We start from the raw sequence: 21276 nt of genomic DNA on the forward strand, positions 1-21276 counted from the left end.
GGCTTAATTTAATCATTTTTAATTAGGTTCAAAAAATAAGTTTAATAGTCAAATGATACACTGTATCATTTGACTATTAAAACAATTTTTAACCGTAATGAGTAATGACGTAAATAATGGTAATTAATCTTTCTAATATTCATTTTAGCTACCCTAGCCAACCTAATATTCCATTATTAAATATTCCGTCTTGGTCACTAGCTAATGGTGAAAATACTTTTATACACGGCCCTTCGGGTAGTGGTAAATCGACCTTACTCGGAATTTTAAATGGCTTATTACTGCCTAATCAAGGGCAAGTAAGTGTACTAGGTCAGCGTTTGGATAATATAACAAGCCGACAACATGATAAGTTTAGAGCCAATAATATTGGTTATATCTTTCAGCAATTTAACCTAATTCCTTACCTCAATGCTGTTGATAATATTCAATTAGCAAACTATTTCTCGCAATCAAGTGCAAAGTCGTCTTTTATTGATGAGGTAAAAATATTACTGACTACGTTAAATATGCCAGAGACAGACTGGGACAAACCGGTACGTAACTTAAGTATTGGCCAACAACAACGTATTGCCATTGCACGTGCCTTAATTAATAACCCTAAATTATTAATTGCTGATGAGCCTACCTCTTCATTAGATAAAAACAATACAGATTCATTTATGGCGTTATTAATGTCGATCGTTGCCAAGAACAATATCACCTTATTATTCGTTAGCCATGACATGTCGTTATCACATTACTTTAATAGGGTTGAGTCATTAAATGAGATTAACCAAGTAGATAATTTACATGTTAATTAAGCTAGCACTGAAAAGCCTAAAAAACCGTAAAGGCTCTATCGTCTTATCAATAATGGCGATGACGGTCAGTATATTTGTTCTCTTAGGCGTTGAGCATATTCGACATCAAACTAAAGAAAGTTTTTCTAACACCGTATCAGGGGTTGATCTTATTGTCGGCGCTCGAACAGGCAGTTTAAATTTATTACTTTATTCTGTTTTTAAAATTGGTAGTCCAACCAATAATATGCGCTGGCAATCTTTCGAAAAAATCAAAGCAAACGCCAAAGTAAAGTGGGCAATTCCCCTGTCATTGGGTGATTCACATAAAGGCTATAGAGTACTGGGGACGACAGCTGATTATTTTCAGTACTTTAATTATGGCAAGCAACACAACCTAGTACTTGCCAAAGGTAAAGCTTTCGAACATGTTTTTGATGTTGTCTTAGGTGCCCAGGTTGCCAATAAGTTAGGTTATCAAATTGGTGATCACATTGTCCTTACACACGGTATATCAAAAACAAGCTTTAACACCCATAAAGACAACCCTTTTACTATTGTTGGCATTTTAGCGCCAACAGGAACACCTGTTGATCAAACATTACACGTCAGTTTACAAAGTATCGAAGCAATACACATGGGTTGGCAAAGGGGTCAGCAGGATAATAAACCGCAACATACGCATGGGGCTATTGAAGCGTCAGAGCTAACGGCGCTGCATGAAAAACTACAACCTAAAAGTATTACTGCGTTTATGTTGGGCCTTCATTCAAAAATGGCAACCTTTCGATTACAGCGAGAAATCAACGATTACACCCAAGAGCCTTTGCTGGCTATTTTACCCGGTGTTGCATTGTCTGAACTTTGGCAAATGATGACAATTTTAGAAAACACCTTATTATTAGTGTCAATATTAGTTTTTGTTGCCGCCTGTTTAGGGGTAAGTGCCATGCTATTGTCGTCAATTCGTGAACGTACACGTGAAATTCAACTATTACGTGTTATTGGTGCTTCGCCACTGTTTTTATTTTTACTCATTGAGTTAGAAGCATTATTTATTACTATTGTCAGTATTACTTTAGGCTTGGGACTATTAACCTTAAGCCTTTTTATCGCACAAGAATATCTCGTTGCTTATTTTGGCTTGCATATAAGCATCAATACTATTTCGATTGAAAGTTTGTATTTATTACTAGCAATACTTTGTGCTTCAATAATTGTTGCTATGATCCCGTCAATTATTAGCTATATACAATCAAAAAATCACGCATTAACGCATTAAGTCTTATAATAGGCTACGTTGTGAAATATGACGTTAACAGACTCTACGGGCTACTAAAGAAAACGTTTTAATTTGCCTCTTACACTAACTGAACCTGATTAACATGAATTGAACCACTGTGAAACGATAATATTGTTGGCTGAAGGTGACTTTTCACCTAACAGTTATACTATATTTATTAATATTAGCCAACTATAGGGTTGGCTAATATCAAGACTTTAGATAGCTTTATATATATCTGGTTTATTATTTACACTAATTCGTTCAAGCTCATTATTTGACTAAATCCTACACTAATAAATTGATTTATCAAAAACAACAAACCTCCGGAACAATTTTTGTACGTAAGGCTTCAAGTTTTTTATGCATGGAATTAAAAAAAGTTTAATGAATCATTAATGTTTACAAGCCAACTTCCCCATAGATGTCAACTTGACAATAATTTTATTTTTCGAGCCAACATTGCTTTCAATAAGCTCCACTAACCCAAGGTTATTTATTAAATATATGTAATCTGGATCACTTTGGCGATAAAGCCGCGCCTCAAAATTTGAGTTAAACTGTCTCTGAAAATGACCATTATCTATCTTTCGTAAAATATCGAACATTGTATACCTCTATGTTATTATAACAATTAGTTAATTAAGCTAAAACAAACTGGTCGTACCAGTACAGGTATCTTATAACAATGGTTATAAATCGTCAAATACAAAACATATAATCCACTTATCCCCATGCATCAACCGCCTCCTTTAATATGTTGAATGCGAATAAAAAACTAGACTTATATTAACGAATATATGTGATTTATAAATTAAACAACGATCAAGTTATAAGTACATGATCGTTGTTTTTTTATTAAACTATTACAGCCACTTATAACACTCACTCATACCAGCTTAACATTTCACCAATCGAATAAATTTAGCAACATCTGTACTGTATTTATCAGGTATATAACCGTTTTGACAATTAGCATGGACATACCCATGATAATCAAGACCTAAGTAATTAAACGTTTTTTCAAATACACGTAAAAAGTCACTATCCGCTTCAACACTAGCCGAGGTACAAACCACATAACCTGTTTTCTCTCGAAGTTTACGCCCATAAACCTTTAATGCATCTAACTGCAATAAATCGGTAACCCTATCGAGAAAAATTTTCATTTGTGCGCTAGCAGCGTACCAATAGATAGGTGAAGCAAAAATTATTTTTTTATAGTGTAAAATTTCATTTATCACTGGCATAAAATCATCATTAATATTTGTATGTTCATAATCATAAGGGGAGATGTTTTTTTCCGAAAGATCAATCACGTCAACACTTAACTCGTGACTAATCTCGTCTATCAATTTTCGAGTATTTCCAGTTGATCTTGCACTCGCAAGAATGACCACAATGTCAGTCATCTAAAGCTCCTAGTTTTCTATATTATAAATTTATTACGTTTATTTTCTGCTCAATGAAACGATAACTTTAATCATCATTATTTCGCTCTTGTGGCAGGTCACTTAGGTATTGAACAAATTCAACTTCATAACCACTTGGATCTAAAAAGTAAACATTTCTTCTAAACTGAGTAACAGCGCCTTGTTTTGCTATTTCAAAGCCCGCTTGCTTTAAACGAAGAATTACGGCATCAAGATCGTTGGTCACAAAAGAAAAGTGCGCTAAGCCTATTTGATGACCACTTAAATCACGATTTTCGCCAATGCCATTATCATTAAGCGCAATGTATTGATAATCATCACCAAAATGCAGCCAGTTACGCTCTACACCAGACCACTCATTCACGCCTTCACTTCTAACTCTCCAATGCGGTAAAGCCGCTTGATAAAAACTAAGTGATTCTTGTATATCGCTTATCACTAAATTTACATGCTCTAATCTCATATTATTTACTTCCTATTCTGTAAAGATGATGCCACTATAAAACCTCAAGTTAACTTGAGGTAAAGTGTTTTATTAATTTATTTTGGAGGCAATATGGAAGAAGCAAATTTAACGGTAGGAAAAGTCGCAAAACGATGCGGTGTGAAAGTATCAGCACTGCACTTTTATGAAGAGAAAGGCTTAATTCACAGCTTGCGAAATCAAGGTAACCAACGTCGATATAAAAAAGAAGTATTGCGACGAGTTTCATTGATCAAAGCAGCACAAAAAATGGGAATAAGTTTAGCAAATATTAAACAATCTCTATCAACCTTACCCAATAATAGAACACCTACCGCCGATGATTGGTCAGTGCTTGCGTCAAATTGGCAGCAAGAGTTGAATGATAGAATTCGTTACATGGAAAATATGAGGGACTATTTAACCGGTTGCATAGGTTGTGGTTGTTTATCGATGAAAAGTTGCCCTATTTATAATGAAGATGACAAATTATCATCACACGGTGTGGGTCCTGTTCTATTAGATAAAACTTAGCTTTGCGACTGAATAACTTTATTTACTATCTACAAGTATTGGTATTTTTTAATAGGCGTAGATTTTGGTAAACTATTACCGCTGATATTCAATGAAAGATTCAATTTATGCAACGACCACCACTTCGACAAGCCAAAAGCATCGAAAACGTATTTAATAGTGCTTATTGGCATCTGAGCCAACAAGATTTTACTATTACTGAAATTCGTAGCAAATTAGAACGCAAAACAGAGAACATTGACTGGATAGAGACCGTTCTGACACAACTTATTGAACGTGGTTATTTAAAAAACGATTTAGAATTTACAATACGATATTGTGAATCTGCCTTTAGCAATGAAATAGGAAAAGGCGCAGTACAACACAAATTAAAAAGACGTGGAATATCGTCAAGTGATATCGAAAGAGCTATTGAGCAAGTCATTGAAGAACGTGATATTAATTTCTATGAAATGGCGAGTAATCGATTGCAGTCTCGGTACATCACCTTCGAAGGGACTAATAAAGAGAAGGTTTATACTCAAATGACAACGCGAGGTTTCTCACGTTCACAAATAGATCGCGCTTTATCACAACACCCGGCACAGGCGACATTACGTAGTAAAATGGCAATAAAGGCTGAAAAAGCTGAGCTTGCAACTGAAATTATGAGGTTATACCGAAAAGGCAAAGGGCAAACACTTATTCTTAATGAGCTAAAACAAAATCTTATTGATGTAACTGAGTTTGAAGAAACTTTATACCAATTAACGCTTGCCGGTGATATTGATTTTTATCAAAGCTGTAAAGATCAATTAGCCAAAAAGAAGTATGACTTGTCTGACTACAAAGACAAATCAAAGGCTTATGCTTATCTGTCACGAAAGGGCTTTACCAGTGATGAAATAAAAGAAGTTATGGCGTTAGAGCTAGATGTGTAAAACATTCAGTCTAAATAATGGCCACTGTATTTTAATTTTAACTTCTCTTCTCCCTGATAGATTACTTATATTTAAAGAAGGAACAAAAGTAGGTAAAAATATCATTCACTATCAAACATGTACATAAATTAAGGGCTTTGCTACATTTAAACGAACTAAATTACCATAATAAGAAGAAATCTATGAAAAAAACATTATTATCCTCTTCACTTGCATTATTGTGTATTACTAGCTTACAAACACATGCCGTTACTTACATTACAGCAAAAGCAATGCTTGATGTGCAAAGCGGTAAACTAATCACATCCCCTCTAATAACGATTGATAATGGAAAAATCATAGCCGTTGAACGTAATAAAAAGCCCACGGTAGAAATAAATGATGAGTATATACAGTTACCTGAACTTACGTTAATTCCTGGCTTAATGGATATGCACGTACATTTAACAAGTGACCCAACTGTATCGCGCAGTGAACGCTTAGGACAGTCTGTACCTCGTATGGCAATTAAAGCATCTTACTTTGCCAAGAAAACATTAGAGGCTGGTTTTACCACTGTTCGAAATTTAGGAGCTGCAGGCTATAGTGTAATAGCAGTACGTGACGGTATTAATGCCGGTGATATCGTTGGTCCACGCATTTGGGCAGCTGGCCCATCACTTGGTATAACAGGCGGCCATTGTGATAATAATCGCTTACCTCCAGAGCTAAAACATACCGCAGAAGGTGTTGCAGATGGCCCATGGAATGTGCGTATTAAAGTACGTGAAAACATTAAGTACGGTGCTAATGCCATTAAATTTTGTGCAACCGGTGGTGTATTCTCAAAAGGAACAAAAGTAGGTGTACAACAATATTCGTTAGCCGAAATGACAGCTATTGTTGAGGAAGCACATATGCGCGACCTGCCTGTTGCTGCGCATGCTCACGGTACCAATGGAATAAAAGCCGCCATAAAAGCGGGTGTAGATAGTGTAGAGCACGTTAGCTTTTTAGACGATGAAGCAATTACACTCGCTTTAAAACATGGCACTTGGTTTTCAATGGATATTTATAATACTGAATACACTTTAACGTATGGTGAAGAAAATGGTGTTGACGAAGAGAACTTAAATAAAGAACGTCAAGTATCTAAAAAGCAGCGCGATAGTTTTAGTCGAGCAGTAAAAGCAGGCGTGAAAATGGTATTTGGTACTGATGCAGCTATTTATCCACACGGCGATAACGCAAAGCAGTTTTCTCGCATGGTTAAATTTGGTATGACTGAGTTACAAGCTATTCAAGCGGCTACCATTAACAGTGCTAGATTATTAAAAATGGATAAAGAACTAGGGCAAATTAAAAAGGGATTCGCGGGTGATATAATTGCTGTTAAAGGTAACCCTTTAAAAGATATTAGTACTTTAGAAAATATACCTTTTGTGATGAAAGCAGGCGTTGTTTATAAAAAATAAACACATATCAGAGCAAAAAAGAGATAACAAAAAGCCCAAATATTTCTATTTGGGCTTTATAACATCAGGGTGATACGTAGAGTAAATTGTCTAATTCAAGGCGCTTAGTTGCGACGTGTAGTGTTTCTTAAACGAGCAATTAAGCAACGCAGAAGTAGACGATTTAATCAAGCATGATGTCGGGTAAGGAGCAGCTATTACTAGCTACCCCTCCCCTAAGAACCGTACGTGCGAATTTCCCCGCATACGGCTCAAGCCTTTATAAGTCTATACCTGAATACAGACCAGCGACTTTAACCAAGAGATTTCAAGTATTCAGCTGAGACTATTCCAAGTGTTATGACACTTGTAACCACCCCATAAATTTGAATTCTCCTCTCCATAGTCCAAACGTTTTTATCTGTCTGTTCTAATGGAAAAGGTTCAACTTTATTCTCTAAACAAGACTCACCTTTAGATGTAAGTTTTGCATCAAAAAACTGTAATCCCCCTACTAAAGGTTCAAACCTAGTAGCTTTTATATAACCTTCATTAACAAGTCTTTCCAAATGCAGAAACTCTACTTGGTTAGACTGTTTAATCGGATTATCTATACCTTTTTTAACTAGTTTTAGTAAATGTACCATTGGAAACCTCTATGTTATAATATTTATAATATGAATAAAAAACAACTGGTCGTACCAGTTGGTACTCATAATATAATAACTTAGTTATTCCGTCAAATACATGGCCAGTTAAATTCAGTTTTTCCCCACTACATGCAATTGCCGATGACAATTAGGATGCAACAACACTAAGTTACTCATTTCATCACTACCACCTTTTACCTTTTCAACAATATGGTGAATATTCCATTCTGTTGCCTTAGTAATTGGATGGCGGCACATGGGACAGCGTTGCTGCTGTCTGAGCCAAAGCATTAACAAAATTCGTTTACCTTGCATTGAGTCTCTCCAAATTCGCTCTTGGCGCTTTTCAAAGTATTCCTCAAATGCTAAATCATACGGATTTGCCTCTGCTTTCATCTTAATGTGTCGCTTTATCGGTATATCATTGGTGTACATTAACCTGACAATTCTATCGTCAGGCACAATACCTGAAAACGTCCAGTTTCGTGGCCCCACTGATTTAAAGTATTTAGCTTTAATCCAGCGTTTCTGACGATTATTATGCCGTCGTCTGCACCATTGCCACAGAAGTTTCCACACACGATAATCCACGTAATTAAAAGTTTCCTTCGCCACAATATGACGATGGTAGTTAGCCCAACCCCGAAGAATTGGATTTAACTGACTAATAAGCAATCCTGCTGTAATAGTCTTTTGCCCTTTAACTATGTCGCGAACCTTCCCAAGCACACTTTTTACGCTTTTACGGCTAGGTTTGATTAACATCTTCCCATTGCTATATTTTCGTAAATTCTGCCCAAGAAAATCAAACCCATCATTGATATGCGTTATCACCGTTTTCTCTGGTGACAACGTAAGACCACGCTCCGCCATAAAGGCTTCAACAAGTGGCTTAACTTCATTTTCAAGCAACTCTTTCGAAATGCCTGTGATAATAAAGTCATCCGCATACCTCACATAATTGACCTTAGTCTTGTAGGCGGCTTTCGTGTTTTTCTTCCCAAAATGGGCGTATAACACGTCTTCCAAACCATCAAGTGCTAAGTTAGCCAACACAGGAGAAATAATCCCCCCTTGTGGTGTACCCGCTTTCGTTGCGTTTAACTTACCGAATTCAATGAATCCCGATTTCAGCCATTTACTCAGTACTTGTTTATCCAACACTACATTGGCAAGTAACCAGTCATGACTGATGTTATCAAAGCAGCCTTTGATATCTCCCTCTAACACCCACTCTGCCGAGCTTTTACGACTTAAATTGACAAAACATTGTTCTATCGCATCAGCCGTAGAGCGCATTGGTCGAAAGCCATAGCTATTACGATCTGCGGTTGTTTCCGACACTGGTTCAAGTGCTAACAGGTATAATGCCTGCATAGCCCTATCTAACATGGTCGGTATTCCTAAAGGGCGACGTTTACCGTTACTCTTTGGAATGTAAATCCTCCGCAGTGGCTTAGGCTTATACCCTTGCCGTTTTAATCGAAAAATAGCCTGCCATTTACAATTTGGCGTACCCCATAACTCCCTATCAACACCAGCAGTCCTTTTGCCTCGATTCTCAGTTACCCGTTTAACCGCTAAACATTTAGCAGCAAACGAGCGCACCAACAAACGTTGTAAGGCTTTCACCCTACGCCACTGTTGCTGCTTAGTCGCCTTCGCGATCCGTACTTGTAGCCCTCTCACCTGAAGCTCAACTGAATACCAATTAATGGTATGCCAGCTTTGCGCCTGATGGGAGAACGCAGGTACAACAAATACCGTACTCATCTTGCTTTTCTCCTGTTAGTTATAATCCAACAAGAACAAGACGTAATTATCCCCTAACGGGAAGAATTATTTCTTGTCCCGTTAGGATCAAATTAAAGACGGCTTTACACGTCTATCTCACGATTAAAGACCAGTTGGAAGTTAGCACCGTTTCCAGTTAGCGCATTTCGCACCTATCTAAATCATTACAATCTAGCATTTGCTTTTTCCAACCTCCTTTACCCACATATTCAACAGTTCGCCTTGCGACTCCCCTGCTTTAAACATTTAAACTACGAATAAATAAAGCAAATATTTGGGCTTACCGAGTTCCACTAAAGTTACACAAACAACTTAGGCTCTGCCTGTCCACCGACGACTGTATGACGACGTATTTCCAGATGTAAAAGAAATAACCAGTCGCGCACCTTTTGGTTTAAGCGTATCAATAATATTTCGCTTATTGCGGTTGACGGTGTTTATCAGCAGTTCAAATACATTAGCCCTATTGTTTAGCCTAGCTCTCAGCCCGTTTATTATTAACAGACTATATTTACTCTCACGAGTTTAAATACTGCTTTCGCAGAGATACATTGTTAGGAAGCTTCGCACAAAACCGTTACCAGTAATGCACTATCCCTAGGCTACAACCTGTCGTAAGGTTGGTCTCACTAACATATAAATGAATATGCTGAGACAATAACTTTAATGGCTTACGCCAGTAGGTCTACTTTAATCGAAACTGAAAACGTTTCTTTCAATAACAATAACGAATCAATACTCCAATGGAGAAACTGATACAAATTGCTTTCAATTTTTGATGCGAAAAATTACATATAAACCGATTTTCTACTTAGTAAACTGATAAATATCAGTTATTTTACTCTATAGTTCGCTGATAGAAATCGCGATTTACTGATGGTAAAATCAGTTTGGCTTATACTAAACTCTTGCTTTTTTGATCGATGACTGAATGTCTCGTTTACAATTGTAAAACACAATTGCACGACCACTTCTAAAAGAAGTGTCCGGCATTTGGTCTTACCCCCGAATGTCGGAGTCGATTGCTATATTTGCAGGTAGGTGAGCGAATGTGTTAGCATTCGCTTACGGTGTAGCCTGCTAGGTTAGTGACCTACACGACTCTCGTCGCACTACATCATGCCGCCCACATGAGCGGTAACCTGCTAATAATAAAGCAAAAATTAAAACATGCAAAATGGGATACCCCGCATTATACCCCAAAGGCAATTAACTATAATTACTAATCGATATTTTGGATCTGAATATTACTTATATTAACAAAAAACAAAGCATTGAAGGCATGATTAATTATTATTCATTCAAATGATGAAGCGTGCAGATTTATTTTTTTATTATCGTTTCGTTAATAATAACACCGTTGTATTATCTTCTAAGTCTTTATCCGAAAGCGATTCCATATATTCTTCCAATGAATTACTAGAAAAATTAAAAATTTGTGAATCATTTTTGAACCTACTCCAGAAACCATCAGAACACATCAATATTGTATTGCCGCTAGTAAATTGTGGATAATAAGTTATGTCAATTTCAACATCCTTATTAAGAGTGCAAAGTGATCTTGTAAGGTATCTTCGGTAACCGTTTTGATTAATAGTGTCTCCATTACACTTACCTTGTTCCACTAATTCTTGCGCTCTAGAATGATCAACGGTTCTTATTCTACTATCCATGAGGTAAGCTCTAGTATCCCCAATTGTTAATAGTGAAACTGAGTCTAGATAAGAGGTAACTATCGCAATACTGGCTTTACCTTTACCTAAAGTCTCTTGCTTTATCGCATTTATAACAACATGATTTAATTCTTCTAGCGTAGTTACACTTTCTAATGATGTAACCTCAGTACTAATATTTTTACATAAACAATCCACAAAATGAGGCTTTTCGTTTACAAATCCATCGATAAGAATCGAAACAGCCCAATTCTCTCTATTATAAAAACAATATCGATCTAAATTTTCTGCTCTTTGTCCTTGCAAGCTTTTAGAATATGTATTTTCAAACATAAGCCCCCCAAGGTAATGACTTGTAAAAATCATTAACTGCTGCGTACGCATCCTCAAAGTTAGGAAGTTCTCCCTCAATTTCATCAGCTAATAAAGGATAATCTTCAGAAGAGCGTTTCTTAATATCTTCATCGTCCAATGAATTCATATGGAGCATACCATCTGGCAATCGCTCTTGAGATTTATCAAACAAAAACCTCAGTATATTCATTTTTTCTTCTTCTGAAGGGGTGTCCGTATTTTTTATAAGATAGTGTAAGTCATAAATATCTTGTCTTCTGCTTCGATTTCTTACTACTTGTTGATGGATTGAACGAAGTTTTTCAGCAAATAAATCTTCAAAACCGTAAGCCAAAATACCTTCTTCATCATCAATTATTAGGTCATCAATTTTATGCGTTACTTCATTGAAGCTATAATCTATTTTTACAGTATTTGTACAGTTTTTGGCTTCTAATCTAGAAAGAGCTTTGTCGTTTGACGTATGAGCGTAGCCTATTTTAAGCTTTAAAGATGGAAAAGTGGCACTTTCGATATGTTTTTTAGGTTGAACTTTTAAAGATTGAACTAAACATTTTATCCCATAAGGTAGTTCATCAAATGCTTCAAGAAGTGCATTATTCAATTCTTCTTCAAATTCCACATTGTCAATTTCGCTATACTTTTCCGATGTGGAGAAATCTATATCTTCGGTAAATCTATCACTATTATATCTAATACCTAATAACATTCCGCCTTTAATTATCATTTTAGGCTTTAGGTACTCACTCTCAGCTATTGCAAATAAAATTGTATGTACTGCTTGTCTAAAATGTTTTCGATCTTCTGGGCCAACTTTAACCCACTCTTCAATATTATATTCCATTATTACTCTTCATTATTACTCTTCATTATTAATTGATATACACCACGTTTCAGAGAATACAGCCTTATATGGCTTTGATGCAATCAATTTCCTAGAGCCTCCACGAGATACACTTTCTTTCCACTTATCAATGAGTTTATGTGAAATACCTAATACTTCCTCTAAAATATAACCAGCTCTAGCTTTATCCATCGCATTTCCATTTTTATTTACTGCTTTAGTGATTAAAGGCAAATATTCAGAGCCATATTCCTTGTAAACATCTAGTACATGATTAAATCCACCACAAAATTCAGGTTTCTTTAACATATCTAAAAAAGTATCTCCTATTGAAGGAACTCTTATTCCTCCGCTATCTGATTGTTCTTTAGGCAACTTGAAGTCTCTCTTTTGATGAAAAATAAATTCCTTTCCATCAATTTTGGGTAGCTCTACAAGCCTTTTAGGAATCAGCATTTTAAGATCTGTCGCTTCGGGAAATTCTTTTGTTAAGTCACTACTCACTAACGTTTTGAATGCTGCTTGTGAACAGGTAACAACTTGCATTGTTTTAGGTATACGATCTGTAATTCCATGCCATTCCATAGCATTAAGGTAAGCTATGTAACTACATGGATTAGCGGTACAAACCACTTGCTGTGCACTTGGGAAGCTTTGGCTTTTTAATGAAAAAACAGGTAATGACTGAATCCTCTGAATAACTCCAAATGATTCCATATCTAATATATTATTTCTAACTACAAAGTAATCGGGTTCATTTTTAGAAATTTTACCTATTTTAGTGCCGTTATATTCTTTGGTTTTATATATAGCAAACATATATTTTGCTATCTCATATTCTGTTATAACAGGCTTTTTATGTTCTTTAATAATGGTAAGCCTAAGTGCTTCTTTTAAAGGAATAGTTTTCAAATATATCACCAACATAATTCACTGTATAAGTCCTTAGGACTTATACAGTGAATGAATATACAAGTCAAACTTTCAGTAAATTTTATTGATATATATTTTAATAGGAAACTGCTTTGTTATCATGGGGTGTAAAGAATTATTTGACAAACACACCCCAGAGTACTAAACTTACGTCCTAAGGACGTAAGTTTAGTACTCAACCATAACTTCATTTTTACAGACAAAAAGATCCCTCGATTTCTCGTTATCATCAGAGTTTCCCAAATATTATTCAATGTTGTTTTAAAAGATTAATGAAAGATTTTTCATTAAGCCTATATCATGTATAAGTCCTAAGGACTTATACATGATATATACAGCATTGTCAAATTTTTGCTTTTACAAATGAGTCAAAAAATCCTTTATAGATAAAGGATTAGACAAACACACCTAACCATGATAACTTACGTCCTAAGGACGTAAGTTATCATGGTGTGGGCGATTTAAATTAGGATGGATTTATATATGCTGCATTATAACTAAATTATTTAAAGGTGTTTTCACGGGTACATTCTATAAATTAACTCGACCTTTGCACAATTTTTTGAATCACTTAATTAATTGGTTTATCTATAATTCCAAGAGCTTCCTCAGGTGACCAGCCTTTTCTCAAACGACTTGCAACAGTATCTTTCTTTTGATTAAACTCTATAGCAGCCTCTGCAATAGAGTTAAAAACAAACTTCTTCCCGTTTTGAGTGATTACTATCTTATGGGAGTGAGCTTTTTTAGGTGGGTGAATTCCTAAGGCCTCCTCTACAGTCCAACCATTCTTTATTCTTTTTGCTGCTATTTTTCTATCTATTCCATAATAGCGGGCGGCATCTGCAATTGACTCAAAGTGATTAACACTCCCTCTTTCATATACTTTTATTGGCGTTCTATTTGTTCTATTAAAAATTTCTAACTCAAAGGCTTGCTCTGGAGTTTTTCCGCTATTAAGTCGGCTCATAGCATTTGAATAGCTAACTTGGAAATATTCCGATGCGGACTTAATAGAATCAAAAGAAATAGGTTGGTCATTTACCATAACGGTGACTTTTTTTCTTTTGTTGATTTAGGTGGAACAATCTCAAGAGCTTGCTCCATTGTCCAGCCACATTTAATTCTTTGATTGAAAGTTGCAGGTATTACGTTATAAGTTCTGCATAATTCATTTCTAGATGGATATTCAATGCCTTGAAACACATATTTCCTTCCTCCACTAGAGTAACTTCCGCCCCCAGCGGTAAGGTTATAGCCATTAGGTGCTTCAGTATTTAAGTGTTTAATCCAATATTTTTCTCTTGCATTAATTCTTGGGTCACCACTTATGCTAGCCTCCAATATTTCAATCATAAAGTTATCCAAACCACATTTCCATATAGCATATGGTAAAGATTCAATATTAAATTTCTCTCCTCCCTTAGATGATTCAATATGCTGATCCCACCTTTCACTGACTTTTTTAACAGTTTGCCCTACATATTTTTTCCCCGAGGAAAGATTAGAGACTAAATATATTGTACCGCTGAAATTGTATTCTGATTTTTTTGGGGGAACGTCTAGATTGAGGGCCTGTTCAATGGTAAAGCCGTAATGGTTGATACGCTTTGAAACAGTGGCCATTTTTACACCGAATGCCTTAGATGCTTTTGTAATACTTTCAAAAATGACTCTTTTTCCATCGACATTTACAGCGACTTTTTTACAGTGTTCTCGCACTCCACTTTCAATGCCTAACGCCTGCTCAATTGTCATTTTTAAGCTATGATATCTGTTAGAAAATTTACTGTAGCTTATCTTGTGTGCTCGACATGCTGCTGAGAGGGAAGGATACATAACTTCCCTCTTATCTATGAGAACCTTGACACTTTTACGTTTTAAAATTTTAGAAGGAGGGGAGATTAAGCCAAGAGCTTCTTCGATGGTCCATCCATGCTTTATTCTATAGTTATATGTTGGCACTTTGATTTCGAAAGATTCTATTGCATGCTTCTTTGAGCTGTAAGATCTGGACTCACCATTTATAGTTAATTTAAACTCTAATAAAGGTTTATCAGCTTTTTCTAAGAATTTATTTGTTTTTAATTTCTTCTTTGTTGAAGATTTTACACCCCTATCCGTTTTATCTATTTTCACACATTGCTTTTTTATTGGGCAGATACCTAATATTTGCTCCAAAGAGTATCCTTTTTTTTTCCTTTCATAAAAGGTGTTAACTGATATCCCATAGGAAGCGCATGCTAGCCTTATATTATCAAACGTGATTAGTTGATTATCCTTATACACTTGAAGCTTAACTCCATGACATGGGTGCCTTTCCCTAGGTTTCTAGTGCTTGCTCTAAAGTCCATCCATGTCTTAATCGTCCTCTAAGCTTCTCATAGCTAATACCATTTATCTTCGCAATATCGGCTAAGGATTTTTGCTTATCAATTATTCTTAAACTTTCTTCTAAAGACTTCCCTGTACTTCTACGATAATAATAAGTTGATAGCTTTACGTCATGATCTTGGCAGGCTTCCTTTACTGTTTGATAATTAGTAGTTTTTCCATTTGCCGTCACTTCAACTGCCATGAAGAATATCCTTTCAGCCGATATTTATTTAATATATTGATATTTACTCTAATGGTTTCTAGCAGATGATTCCATGACTTATATTATTAAAGTCCTCTTTTATATATTGTTGTTGAATCAGCTCTTTTGAGTTTTTTTGTAAATATTCAATCGCAAGTTTTTGCGAATTATCTGAATTCATCCAACGCATTACTTGATTAATTCTTTGCTCATCTACAGAACTTTTAACAGTCTCTTTGATTTCAACGTCAGTTTCTAACTTATTAAAATACCAATGACAATTATCAGTATGTCGACTACCTGCTACATATGTATTAGCTCTATCCATTCCAGATGAATAGAGGATGAAGGAATCGCCTTCAACGGTGATTCCTTGGGCGCTATATACTGTTGTTGCGTAAGCTTGAACAAGCGGTAAATAGCCCTCTTCAGTAATATAATTTTCTTGAATGAATTTTATTTTACGACCCGAATCTAGTTTTATTTCAAATAAAGCTTTCCCATTGTTATCTATTACAATATTACTAACTGTTCCTAATGAGCCATTACTCACTTTAATTTTGTAGTCGTTTTTCGAGAATCGAACCCGATCACCAATACCAAATTTTTGTTTAAAGTGTTTTTCGGAAACATAACAATCAAATTCAGCTATGTCTTCACCAACCTTTTCAATAGATTGTAAGTTTTGTCTAATTTTTTCACTGATAAACACAACATCTCGCCATTTTTGAGCAATTACTACAGCCTTCTTATCCTTATGTTTATTTAAATAATCAAAATAATCTGATACTAAGTTTTCGACAGATTTATCAAAATCATCGTTGAAATGTAATAAACCTCTTTCATTAAAGTTAGTTAATGCACTAAGAGAGTTTCCATCCTTTAATGAAATAACAGATTTTCGTGCCCACTCTGCTTTCTGCCTTCTTATTGTTTCTAACCTAGTGTTGCCTATGAATTCTGGTTTAGAAAGGTATTTTAGGGCACCAGAGTGCTCTATTGCTTGTAATTGACGATCATCACCTACTAGAATTACCTTTGTTCCAGAACCGAGTGCCATATCAAATAATGAAATCAACTGGGAAACACTTAATAGTCCAGCTTCATCAACAACAATTGCAGCCTTACCAATAAGTGGATTTTTATTTGTTTCAAATTGAGTTATTAGCTTTGCCAGTGTATATGACTTAATACCGGAACCTTCTTGTAAACTATCAGCGGCTTTCTTTGCAATAGAAGCCCCGACAACCTCTAACCCAATCTTTGAATAAGACTTATTTATCAAAGACATACATGTGCTTTTTCCAGTCCCTGAATTTCCTTGGACAATACTAATCATTGAATCTGTTAGAGCTGAATATACTACTTCCTCTTGTTCAATATCTAATGGAAATCCTAGCTCTTTTGAAGCTTCTTCAATCGACCAATAAATTACTGATGAACTAGGAACAGTTATCTTTCGTTGATTTTTTAGAGTATTGGCAAGTTCTAGCATTTTCAATTCATTATCCACAACAGCCTTTGTTGTGAAAATATTATTTTGTCTAGAATCAAGTCCTAGTGATAAAACATTTGCATTACGAAGTGTGAAGCGGCCTATTTGTGAAATGGTATTAAAGCATGCATCTGAAAATTGCCCTTGAACCGCGAGGTTATGAAATAAATCTTGCTCTCTAAATGTTGACTTAGATTCGGTTAATTGCGATAGAGCCTGACTTGATAAAATATAATTATCACAAATAATAGGAGAATTTGAGCGTAGTCTTTTATCAAAACTTTTGTTTAAACCTTCAGCGTTGAGATCATATTTCCATGACTCAAATAAAGTATCAACAGGTATTATAGATTTCTTTTTTCTCGTGAATAAACTTAGCTTATCTCCAGCTTTATTGGATGAGTTTTTTAAATTATATTTTTGCAACTCTATGACAATTTGTTCTTTTCTGCTTGAAAATTTATCGCATAATTCTTTAGAAATACCTTTGATTTTAAATGCATTTTTGTCTGCTTCAATTTCATATCTCAGATTTCTTAAGTTTTTCGCTAATTCACTTCTATAAACCGCACCTATAGCCATTTTCCACTGGTATAAAACTCTTGAGTCAATAGCCCCCCAGGTACCATCATTTCTCATAGCAATATTTTGAACAAGGCAGTGAGTATGACCATTTACTTGACTCTGTTGATCTTGAGTTTCTCGTGATTCAAAATGAGTAAACCGAGAAACAAGCAAGCCAGGAAGCTTTTCACTTTTTGCACCATTGTGACCTCGCCTACATCTAGCTGCATGTCGCTCCATAAACTTTATAGCATTAGAAACGGCTCTTTCATGAGCATCAATGATGCTTTCTCTATTGGAAATAACTAATAATAAAGAAGCCGATTTTGGCATTGAAAAACAACAATCCCAAGCAGGACGATGCTCTTTTCCATTTTCTTGAAATAATGCTTTTCCTGTAAATGGAGATTTACCTTGAAGTACATTGTTGTAATGATCTAATTCAACTGTTTTAGGGAGACCAAGCTCTTTAGCTAAATACCCATCCCACACACCAACCCTTTCACCTTTTTTTACATAATAATCATCACTCGCATAATATTCAGGGTTTTTAACTGGAAATATTGTTAGCATCGGACCCCCTTCTTCTTAGCATTCTGTGGGAGTCTTCTATTTTCTTGAAATAGAGCTTTGCCTGTAACTGGAGATTTACCTTGAAGTACATTGTTGTAATGATCTAATTCAAGTGTTTTAGGAAAGCCCTGCTCTTTAGCTAAATACCCAACCCAAACACCAACTATTTCTCCATTTTTTACATAATAATCATCACTTGCATAATACTCAGGATTCTTAACTGGAAATATTGTTAGCATCGGCGCTCCTTCTTCTTAATACTCTATTAGGGGTAGTAATAGGTTCAATAGAAATATGGGAAACTGTTTTCGCAAAACTTTGCGAGGGAATATAACGCTCAGCTTCTCCTTCTAATGTAGGGTAAGGCCAAGTTAATTTGTATGTAGCATTCCAGCCATTTACGGTTAAATAACCATGTACTCCTTTATTATCAGGAATAGGTAAATGAATTAATTCAGATGGCAGTACTACTTGTTCGACATCTTTACTCCAACCTGTTGCTTTACCATCATTGTAATTAGGTCTTTCTACTATTTTTTCTCCAAACCCCTTACTTATATAATCAGCGTCTATCCCTAAACTACCAACACGGAGCGAAATTACATTACCGCACATACTAAGTAGAGAATTGGCATCATGCTCACCATACACTTCGAAGATTTGACTTATAGATTGAGTTCCAATTATCGCTTTTCCTTGAAATTCGCGTGCTGTAGAAATAAACTCACTCAGAGCGCTAATCTTATTTAAATTCCCGAACTCATCTAACAACAAAAACGTTTCTTTCTTATTTCCTCTTTCACTGACGAGGAACTCTGTTGTTAGGACACTAAATAATGCAGTAAAAAGTGGTTCCGCTAAGGCTTTATATCTATTATGGGATTGAATAATCACTTTTTTAGGTTGATTATCTCCATTGACCCAATCCTTTATTGAGAAAGTTGCATCTTCAGAATTCGGCCAATATTCAGATAAATATTCCATCCAACCAATGTTGCTTTGCAAATTCATTAACACACCGCTAGATGTTTCATTATTTGAATCTATATATTTAATTAAACCAGGAGAGTTTTCAGACAATAAAGAATTCAATTTTTCAGAATCTATTTCAGTCATTGTGTATAGTTCCTTCCAGCCCCATGTTTTACCCGATTCCTGCAATGCTACAATCATCCCCGTAAGCATTAAAACCGATGAAGTCGACCAAAAAGGTTGTGGTGTTTCAATAATAATTCTTTTTGCAAAGTTAAAAGCTGAAGTTTTATCTGGTAGATCCGCTGAAATGTTCCAACTCACTCCCCTCTGATCCCATGGTGCAATTAAAATAGTGTCTTCATCGTATAGCTTTTCTGTAAACTCACGCTTTTGGTCAAAAATAAACAAATTACAGTGCCTATCTATTAGCTGTTGCAACAAACCAAAAATTACAACGGTTTTCCCTGCACCTTGCATTCCAGTAATTAAAAAGTTGTTAAGCTCTCTTTTTCTACTGATTTGAACTTCAGGGTGAATCATTAGTCCAGCATCACTACTATTAATTATTTCAATTTTATTTCTTTTCTTTGCATGTCTTTTCACAGATTTAGATTCAATTAAATCGACACCTCGCACCTTAATTTCGAGTGTATTCCCTCCAAATTTATATAAAAATTTCCAGACTAATATCAAACTAACAAAAAATGAAAATAGAAAAGGTACAAATATATGTAAATAAAAATGCGTCTCTAATTGAAGCGACTTAATGCCTCTCCAATAATATGAAATGGGTAGTTCCCCCTGTAGAGAGTCCCACCAAACTCTTAATGGATTTGACAGATATTTCCATTCGCTGAACCAATTCCAACTAATAACTGTTAGTAGTAATGATAAAACAAATGTTAGGCCCAAAAGTATGTATATATACAAAAGCCAATGATTTTGCTTTAAACTAGGGGGAAGGTATGAAGCGTTCATTTCAATACCTCCTGTTCAAATTCTTTATTGCATTGTTCAAGCGCTTTTTGAATCTCATTATCGTTCAAGCCAACAATTATGCTGTTCATTGTAAATAATCTTCTCAATAACCTTATTTCCAATTTTTGAAATAAAAGCTCATGATTTGGATAATCAAAATAGCGAAATGCAGAGTCACGTATAATATCTATTACAGGTAAACCTTTGCGATCAGCCTCCGCTTGTAACTTTGCATCCACTTCACGCTCAAATCGAACAAACCGCCCTTTATCAGAATAATTACTCATAAGATCTCCTCTACCAAAGCTAATATCATCAATATCATCAATGAATACTTGAGATATAGGGAGTATTTACTATTCCTTGATATCAATTCTGATATCCTCCCACGGCTTTGAATTACGGACTCTTCACATGAAATTTCAAATGTTGTTCTATCATCAATGATGAGTCGGGTATGAGTATCATCTATAGGAAGAGAAAATTTGAAGTAAGAATCATTAATACTTAAATAGCAGCCAGCTATATAAATAGTTCGCAACTCATTTTTTGAGTATTTTTGAGAAACAATTGTTAAAACGCACTTTCTGAAATACCTCATTAAGTCGTTAATATTTTCTGCTTCAATCGGAAGTCGTAAATTTATCAAGGGGGATTTCTTGAAATAACTGATTGCTAGCAACTCTATAAAAATCTTATTACTATTTTTATCGATAAAAATGTTATCTTTATTAAATAAAGGCGAATGATCATGAATAAAGCAAGCCAGAGCAAAAATGATCATCTTTGTATTTTCAGAATAAATGTTATTTTCAAGATCAAAAGAGAACTGCTCAAGCTCATTTGTTAAGTCAAAATACTCCTGTGGTTCAAGGTTCAGGCTTTCGAAGTTAACGGAAAGCTTTTGGATTAAATCTGACACTTGCATTTCTATGTTTGGCTTATTACCCTCATATATGCATGAACCACAAGCTTCGACTAAAAAGTTTTCATGCAAGAAATTATCGATGTTTAACAT

Annotated in this window: 20 protein-coding genes; 5 read left to right on the forward strand and 15 right to left on the reverse strand. The window is 35.2% G+C overall.

Features of this window, described 5'->3' with window-relative positions:
• Nucleotides 1-116 precede the first annotated feature (116 nt).
• Nucleotides 117-803 (forward strand): ABC transporter ATP-binding protein, encoded by a 687-nt coding sequence (locus tag GQS55_RS16465; RefSeq protein ID WP_159821524.1) that lies wholly within the window; start codon nt 117-119, stop codon nt 801-803.
• Nucleotides 793-2064, forward strand: coding sequence for an ABC transporter permease (locus GQS55_RS16470; protein WP_159821525.1), 1272 nt, complete (start codon nt 793-795; stop codon nt 2062-2064). Before GQS55_RS16465 ends, GQS55_RS16470 begins: the two co-directional genes overlap by 11 nt.
• An 899-nt stretch (nt 2065-2963) precedes the next feature.
• On the opposite strand, the gene GQS55_RS16475 is transcribed toward GQS55_RS16470, so the two are convergent.
• Both GQS55_RS16475 and GQS55_RS16480 read right to left on the reverse strand, forming a co-directional pair.
• Nucleotides 2964-3476 (reverse strand): flavodoxin family protein, encoded by a 513-nt coding sequence (locus GQS55_RS16475; protein ID WP_159821526.1) that lies wholly within the window; start codon nt 3474-3476, stop codon nt 2964-2966.
• A gap of 67 nt (nt 3477-3543) precedes the next feature.
• Nucleotides 3544-3960 (reverse strand): VOC family protein, encoded by a 417-nt coding sequence (locus GQS55_RS16480; protein WP_159821527.1) that lies wholly within the window; start codon nt 3958-3960, stop codon nt 3544-3546.
• A 93-nt stretch (nt 3961-4053) separates the two neighbouring features.
• On the opposite strand from GQS55_RS16480, the gene soxR reads away from it, so the two are divergent.
• The 3 genes from soxR (at nt 4054) to GQS55_RS16495 (ending at nt 6868) form a co-directional block, all read left to right on the forward strand.
• Nucleotides 4054-4494, forward strand: coding sequence for a redox-sensitive transcriptional activator SoxR (gene soxR / locus GQS55_RS16485; RefSeq protein ID WP_159821528.1), 441 nt, complete (start codon nt 4054-4056; stop codon nt 4492-4494).
• A gap of 107 nt (nt 4495-4601) precedes the next feature.
• A complete protein-coding gene (locus tag GQS55_RS16490; RefSeq protein WP_159821529.1) occupies nt 4602-5414 on the forward strand; it encodes a RecX family transcriptional regulator in 813 nt (270 codons plus the stop codon).
• A 182-nt stretch (nt 5415-5596) separates the two neighbouring features.
• A complete protein-coding gene (locus GQS55_RS16495) occupies nt 5597-6868 on the forward strand; it encodes a Xaa-Pro dipeptidase (protein ID WP_159821530.1) in 1272 nt (423 codons plus the stop codon).
• A 293-nt stretch (nt 6869-7161) separates the two neighbouring features.
• On the opposite strand, the gene GQS55_RS16500 is transcribed toward GQS55_RS16495, so the two are convergent.
• The 13 genes from GQS55_RS16500 to GQS55_RS16560 form a co-directional block, all read right to left on the reverse strand.
• Complete coding sequence (locus tag GQS55_RS16500; RefSeq protein WP_159821531.1) at nt 7162-7494, reverse strand: hypothetical protein; 333 nt, start codon at nt 7492-7494, stop codon at nt 7162-7164.
• Nucleotides 7495-7608: 114 nt separating this feature from the next.
• A complete protein-coding gene (gene ltrA / locus GQS55_RS16505; protein ID WP_159821532.1) occupies nt 7609-9270 on the reverse strand; it encodes a group II intron reverse transcriptase/maturase in 1662 nt (553 codons plus the stop codon).
• 1355 nt (nt 9271-10625) lie between these two features.
• Nucleotides 10626-11297 (reverse strand): PP2C family protein-serine/threonine phosphatase, encoded by a 672-nt coding sequence (locus GQS55_RS16510; RefSeq protein ID WP_159821533.1) that lies wholly within the window; start codon nt 11295-11297, stop codon nt 10626-10628.
• Entirely contained in the window at nt 11290-12162 is an 873-nt protein-coding gene (locus GQS55_RS16515; RefSeq protein ID WP_159821534.1) for a nucleotidyl transferase AbiEii/AbiGii toxin family protein, read from the reverse strand. Before GQS55_RS16515 ends, GQS55_RS16510 begins: the two co-directional genes overlap by 8 nt.
• A gap of 15 nt (nt 12163-12177) precedes the next feature.
• Complete coding sequence (locus GQS55_RS16520; RefSeq protein ID WP_159821535.1) at nt 12178-13074, reverse strand: type IV toxin-antitoxin system AbiEi family antitoxin domain-containing protein; 897 nt, start codon at nt 13072-13074, stop codon at nt 12178-12180.
• A gap of 592 nt (nt 13075-13666) precedes the next feature.
• The gene (locus GQS55_RS16525; RefSeq protein ID WP_159821536.1) at nt 13667-14143 is read right to left on the reverse strand and encodes an NUMOD1 domain-containing DNA-binding protein; all 477 of its coding nucleotides are present in this window, start codon (nt 14141-14143) and stop codon (nt 13667-13669) included.
• The gene (locus GQS55_RS16530; protein ID WP_159821537.1) at nt 14137-15276 is read right to left on the reverse strand and encodes a GIY-YIG nuclease family protein; all 1140 of its coding nucleotides are present in this window, start codon (nt 15274-15276) and stop codon (nt 14137-14139) included. Before GQS55_RS16530 ends, GQS55_RS16525 begins: the two co-directional genes overlap by 7 nt.
• A gap of 142 nt (nt 15277-15418) precedes the next feature.
• Nucleotides 15419-15673, reverse strand: coding sequence for a hypothetical protein (locus GQS55_RS16535; RefSeq protein WP_159821538.1), 255 nt, complete (start codon nt 15671-15673; stop codon nt 15419-15421).
• Between the two features lie 58 nt (nt 15674-15731).
• Nucleotides 15732-18305, reverse strand: coding sequence for a MobF family relaxase (gene mobF / locus GQS55_RS16540; protein WP_159821539.1), 2574 nt, complete (start codon nt 18303-18305; stop codon nt 15732-15734).
• On the reverse strand, nt 18299-18544 hold the full coding sequence (locus tag GQS55_RS16545; protein WP_159821540.1) for a relaxase domain-containing protein: 246 nt from the start codon (nt 18542-18544) through the stop codon (nt 18299-18301). The genes mobF and GQS55_RS16545 overlap by 7 nt, the downstream gene beginning before the upstream one ends.
• Nucleotides 18522-20258 (reverse strand): type IV secretion system DNA-binding domain-containing protein, encoded by a 1737-nt coding sequence (locus GQS55_RS16550; protein WP_159821541.1) that lies wholly within the window; start codon nt 20256-20258, stop codon nt 18522-18524. The genes GQS55_RS16545 and GQS55_RS16550 overlap by 23 nt, the downstream gene beginning before the upstream one ends.
• Complete coding sequence (locus GQS55_RS16555) at nt 20255-20545, reverse strand: hypothetical protein (RefSeq protein WP_159821542.1); 291 nt, start codon at nt 20543-20545, stop codon at nt 20255-20257. Before GQS55_RS16555 ends, GQS55_RS16550 begins: the two co-directional genes overlap by 4 nt.
• Nucleotides 20542-21276, reverse strand: a complete 735-nt coding sequence (locus GQS55_RS16560) for a hypothetical protein (protein ID WP_159821543.1) — start codon at nt 21274-21276, stop codon at nt 20542-20544. Before GQS55_RS16560 ends, GQS55_RS16555 begins: the two co-directional genes overlap by 4 nt.

It is taken from the genome of Colwellia sp. 20A7 (assembly GCF_009832865.1).
Classification (GTDB): Bacteria; Pseudomonadota; Gammaproteobacteria; order Enterobacterales; family Alteromonadaceae; genus Colwellia.